General features: G+C 36.9%; 6 protein-coding genes. 2 read left to right on the top strand and 4 right to left on the bottom strand.

All coding sequences use genetic code 11. The annotated features are described in order from the left end of the window. Both HRT72_11085 and HRT72_11090 read left to right on the top strand, forming a co-directional pair. Positions 1–366 (top strand): aminotransferase class V-fold PLP-dependent enzyme (locus HRT72_11085; protein NQY68249.1); only part of this gene is annotated, 366 nt, incomplete at its 5' end. Positions 367–375: 9 nt separating this feature from the next. Further along, positions 376–1137: an MBL fold metallo-hydrolase gene (locus HRT72_11090; protein ID NQY68250.1), complete on the top strand. Its 762-nt coding sequence runs from the start codon at positions 376–378 to the stop codon at positions 1135–1137. Positions 1138–1308: 171 nt separating this feature from the next. Here HRT72_11090 and HRT72_11095 read toward each other — a convergent pair whose 3' ends face one another. The 4 genes from HRT72_11095 to HRT72_11110 all read right to left on the bottom strand — a co-directional run. Next, positions 1309–2433: a T9SS type A sorting domain-containing protein gene (locus tag HRT72_11095; GenBank protein ID NQY68251.1), complete on the bottom strand. Its 1125-nt coding sequence runs from the start codon at positions 2431–2433 to the stop codon at positions 1309–1311. Positions 2434–2622: 189 nt separating this feature from the next. After that, positions 2623–3612 carry a T9SS type A sorting domain-containing protein gene (locus HRT72_11100; protein ID NQY68252.1) on the bottom strand — a complete coding sequence of 330 codons (990 nt, stop codon included), beginning with the start codon at positions 3610–3612 and terminating at the stop codon, positions 2623–2625. Positions 3613–3733: 121 nt separating this feature from the next. Beyond that, the gene (locus HRT72_11105) at positions 3734–4762 is read right to left on the bottom strand and encodes a T9SS type A sorting domain-containing protein (protein NQY68253.1); all 1029 of its coding nucleotides are present in this window, start codon (positions 4760–4762) and stop codon (positions 3734–3736) included. A 132-nt stretch (positions 4763–4894) separates the two neighbouring features. Next, on the bottom strand, positions 4895–5040 hold a 146-nt coding region (locus HRT72_11110), incomplete at its 5' end, for a T9SS type A sorting domain-containing protein (GenBank protein ID NQY68254.1).

Consider the following 5040-nt stretch of genomic DNA (forward strand, 5'->3'; position numbering starts at 1 on the left):
ATGGAATCCCACAGAGAACACATTAGTGGCCTCAAGAATTACATGAAAGAACAGTTGTTGTCGGAATTGGAAGGCGTAACTTTTAATGGAGACACCGACGAAGAGACATCTCTTTATACTGTTTTGAATACTTCGTTTCCTTCATCTGGTACAAGCGAGATGATGCTGTTTAATTTAGACATTGCCGGAATAGCTTCCTCCGGAGGCAGTGCATGTACCTCTGGTACAGATCAAGGATCACATGTTTTACGTGGCATTGGTTCTGATCCAGAGCGACCAGCTGTACGGTTCTCATTCAGTAGATACAATACAAGAGAAGAAGTGGATTATGTAATCGATACCTTAAAAGGTCTTCTGAATAAATAAATTCAACGCGTGAAGGTCACATTCTTAGGTACAGGTACATCTCAAGGCGTTCCCGTTATTGCCTGCGATTGTGACGTCTGTATATCTACAGATTCAAAAGATAATCGACTTCGGACTTCCATTATGATTGAGGTAAACGACAAGGTTATTGTTGTGGATACTGGTCCTGATTTTAGACAACAGATGCTTCGCCATAAAGTAAAAGATCTTACAGCTGTTTTATTTACACACGAACATAAAGACCATGTAGCAGGATTGGATGATGTACGTGCGTTCAATTTTAAGCTAAAAAAGGACATGGATGTATATGCTACCGATCGTGTTCAAGAAGCGTTGAAACGAGAGTTTCACTATGTGTTTAGCGGTAATAATTACCCAGGTATTCCCAAGATAGAATTACACGATCTTTACATAGAGCCATTCGAAATAGAAGGGATTAAAATAATTCCGTTTATTGTTTATCACCACAAATTACCTGTGGTTGGTTTTAGAATAGGTGACTTCACTTACATCACGGATGCGAATAGAATACCCGAGGAGAGTAAAGTAATTATCAGAGGTTCTAAGTATATTGTAGTTAATGCCCTACGAAAGGAAGAACATATTTCTCATTTTAATTTAGAACAAGCAATTGCTTTTGTAAATGAGATGAAACCAGAGGATGCATATCTTACACATGTTAGTCACTACATGGGTAAACATGCCGATGTGGAAAATGAATTAGAAGATGGTATTCATTTGGCTTACGATGGACTTGTACTGGAGGTCTAAAAGAAAAAACCAGTAACACTTTACATGCTACTGGCATTTTCTAAAGGAACAGTTTACGAATCAACATTTGAATAATAGCTATGTATACCAGAGAGTATACCGAATAGATTTTTCAAATATAATTACTTAGAATACCCTGTCTGTTCCAATTTACCCTAAAGTTAATTCCAATTATTCTATAAATACTTTTTGCGTTTTAGACCCACCGTTCATATCAACCTTTACTAGGTATATACTTGATACGCTCGTGTTGACTTCAATACTTGTAGATGTGCCACTTAAACGTTCCTGTTGAACTAGCTCTCCAGTTGTATTGTAAATAGATACCGTGCCTCTTGAGTTTTGCAAACCAGTTGTGCTAATGTTTATTGTTTTATCGTAACTGTAAATAGAAACATTATCATCTATATTGATTAGACTAGCAATGCTAACTGGAGGTGCTGGGTTTGTCATTGTGTTGCTAGTCTCTATTCCTTCTGGTAATAATGAACAACCTTCATTAGGTGTGTAATTTACTGCGGTTACGTCGCATAAAGCACCTTCTTCAGGAGTATCGTTATACGCCCAAGCTCTAACCGTATAGTCCCAACCATCAATGCCAACGTCCATTAAAACCCATCCGTAAAATGTATTTGTTTGGAATACCGTATCAGGGATTTGATATTCATTGATATCTAATGAGTCGGCGACACCATCAAGATTTTGCAAAGGACTTACAGTATAATCGCCTTTTACGGTAAATCTTAATCCTATATATTTCTCATTAGTTCCTCCAAAATTGCCGAAAGAGCTACTTGGTTTTGATTCATATCCCCAAACAAGCCAGTTGGATCCTGAGTTCCAGAATATATTTCCAGGACTTTGTGGAGCATCATCCGTATTTGCTAAAGTGGAATTTACGGAAGACCCGCTACTTATTACAATTGGTTTTAAATAGAAATTCGTATACGTTTCTCCAGATGATGCGCCGGATATATACGTTGAAAAAGTACCAGCAATTTTGTTTGAACCATATGCGAAAATGTTTATGCCTTGTCCAACAGCGGATTCATAAGAGGCAGTGTCAACTTTACTCATTGTAATTGCGAAATCAATATTGTCATCACAATTGGTACCAGTATTATTTAAATTAATCTCAAAATTAATGATAGTATCTTGAGGGTTAAATAGAGTAGAATCTGGATCTACGTTAAATCCTACCAATTCTGCATTTGCGTTGGCACTCACACCAATTACTGCTCCGGCAACAGTAGAATAACTTGCTATTTTCTTGAGGAACTCTTTGCTTCTTATCATGTCGGCCATCAAATTTGAATAAGGTTTAAAGTTAGAAGAAATTATTAACTAAGGTTTTTACAAATGGAGAGCACAAAAAAAAGGAGCACCTTTTAATTAAAGATGCTCCTTGTTTTTTTATAAGAATATTATTTATTCTATAAATACTTTTTGTGTTCTGGATTTATCGTTAGCGCTCACTTGAACAACTTATATTCCCGTATTCAAATTGCTTACATCAATAGATTTGGATGTGCCAGAAATAGAGGTAGTAAGAACAGATTGTCCAGATGAATTGGTAATTCGAACGTTACCATCATTTAATGTAGTGCTCGCTGTAATATTTATCGTTCCGTTAAATGCATAAACCGAAACATCTTCTAGTTCAGGAAGCTCTTGTGTTCCAGTAGGGTTTTGTAATCCTGCACCTATGCATAGTGCTGGTTGACCAGGAACATCGTTGTAAGCCCATGCTTTAACGGTGTAGAAGTATCCATCTGTTCCTACATCCATAAGAACCCAACCGTAATATTCTGTTGTCGCCCATGTTGTGTCATTTATTGTGAAGCCATCAATATCTAATGAATCGGCATCGCCGGCGCCATTTTGTAAAAGAGTAACTGTAGAGTCTCCCCATGTAACAAAACGTAATCCGATATATTTATCTACTGCACCACCGAAATTTGCCCAGGAACTACCTGGCTTTGAATCATAGCCCCATACTAAGGTATTTGTATAGGAATTCCAGAATATTCCACCAGAAACTTGAGGAGCGTTATCAGATAATGCTAAGGTAGAGTTAACGGATGAACCACTGCTTAATGGAATAGCCTTTAAGTAAAAGTTAGTATTGGTATATCCTGAAGAAGCACCAAACACATAAGTAGAAAATGTTCCTGCCACTCTGTTGGAAGTGTACGCATATATTGCAATACCTTGACCAACGCCAGAAGCGTAAGAGGCTGTGTCGAATTTGTTCATGATAATCGCGAAATCCGTAACGTCATCACTATCGGCTCCTGTGTTATTTAGGTTTATTTCAAAAAATATAGCCGTATCCTGGGGGTTGAAAAGAGAAGAATCGGGATCTAAATTATAAACTACTAATGCGGCATCTACGTTAGTGTTTACTCCAATAACTGCACCTGCAACTGTGGAGTAGCTAGCCAGTTTTTTAAGAATTTCTTTGTTCGTTTTCATGTGGATTTGTTGTTTGTATGAGCTTTAAAATTAAAAAAATAATTCAATAAGGGTTTATGGCCAATTTGTAAAAGGCAAATCTCCTTTTTGATTCACTATTAACTGGTTGTTTTTTCTGGATTTATTCGATAAAGATCTTCTTAGAAGTAGAGCCTCCATTTGCTTCGACTTTTACGAAGTAAACACCAGCTTGCTCATCCAAAAGAGATAAACTATATACATCGTTATCTAAAGGTTGCTGTTGAATTAATTTTCCAGTGATATCGAATATTGAAATTTTTCCATCGGGGTTTGGTAAGCCTTCTGTACTCACATTTATTGTTCTGCCATGGCTATAAATAGATACATTCTTATTTATATCTATTTCGTTTATCGAAACAATTTTGCATTCAGCAGATTCACCAGGCGTATCGTTATAGGCCCAAGCTCTAACAGTAAAATCCCATCCATCAACTGCCACATCCATTAATATCCATCCATAGAATTCGGTTGTTTCCCAGGTTGTGTCGTTTACTACCATTCCGTTATTGTCTAGTGAATCGCCATTACCGGCTGCATTTGATATTGGTGTAAGGGTTGAATCTCCCCATGTCACGAATTTTAATCCTAAATATTGAGCTATAGTGCCTCCCCAGTTACCCCATGAATTACTTGGCTTGGATGTGTAGCCCCACACGAGAATGTTAGTATAGCTGTTCCAGAATAAAGGTGTTTCTCCGGTTCCTACAGAAGTAGCTGTAGATCCAATATAAGACCCCGTACTTTTTACAATTGGTAAATTATAGGTACCTGTATAGGTTGTACCATCAATATCGTTAACACTTTGAAATGTGCTTGTATTGCCTAGTATTTTGTTAGATGTATATGCATAGATCCCAATATTTTGTCCTATTTCAGTTCCGTAAGCCGCACTATCTACTTTACTCATAGTAAATACAAAGTCTATAACATCGTCGGCATTGGCACCAGTGCTGTTAATATTTATCGCAAAAATTATGGATGTATCTTGTGGATTAAATAAGGTCGAATCAGGATCTAGTTGGTGAGTAATTAGTTCTGCGTTAATTGAACTTGGAAGAGCCAGAACAGCAACGGTTGCAACAGTAGAGTAGGAGGAGATTTTTTTAAGTAGATCGTTGCTGTTATTCATAGAGGAGGGTTAATGGTTTTAGTCTAATACCCCGCATCCGTGCTATCACCCTAGAAATAAACGCTGAAATAAAAAGCAAAAAAAAATCCCTTGCGTTAGCAAGGGATTTAATTCTTAGTTTAAAGTATATCTCTATTGGATAAAAACTTTTTGAGTTTTTGTACGTCCTTCAACATCCACTTTAATAATATATAAACCTTCAGAACCATTAACAGAGAACCTTGTAGTTACACCGTTTATTGATTCAGTTTGTACAACTTGACCAGCAGCGTTAATTA

Source organism: Flavobacteriales bacterium (genome assembly GCA_013214975.1).
Classification (GTDB): domain Bacteria; phylum Bacteroidota; class Bacteroidia; order DT-38; family DT-38; genus DT-38.

What these genes read in the sequence shown, in the direction of transcription:
- HRT72_11095 (NQY68251.1), bottom strand. Translation starts at nt 2,433, where the DNA reads ATGATAAGAAGCAAAGAGTTCCTCAAGAAAATAGCAAGTTATTCTACT.
- HRT72_11100 (NQY68252.1), bottom strand. Translation starts at nt 3,612, where the DNA reads ATGAAAACGAACAAAGAAATTCTTAAAAAACTGGCTAGCTACTCCACA.
- HRT72_11105 (NQY68253.1), bottom strand. Translation starts at nt 4,762, where the DNA reads ATGAATAACAGCAACGATCTACTTAAAAAAATCTCCTCCTACTCTACT.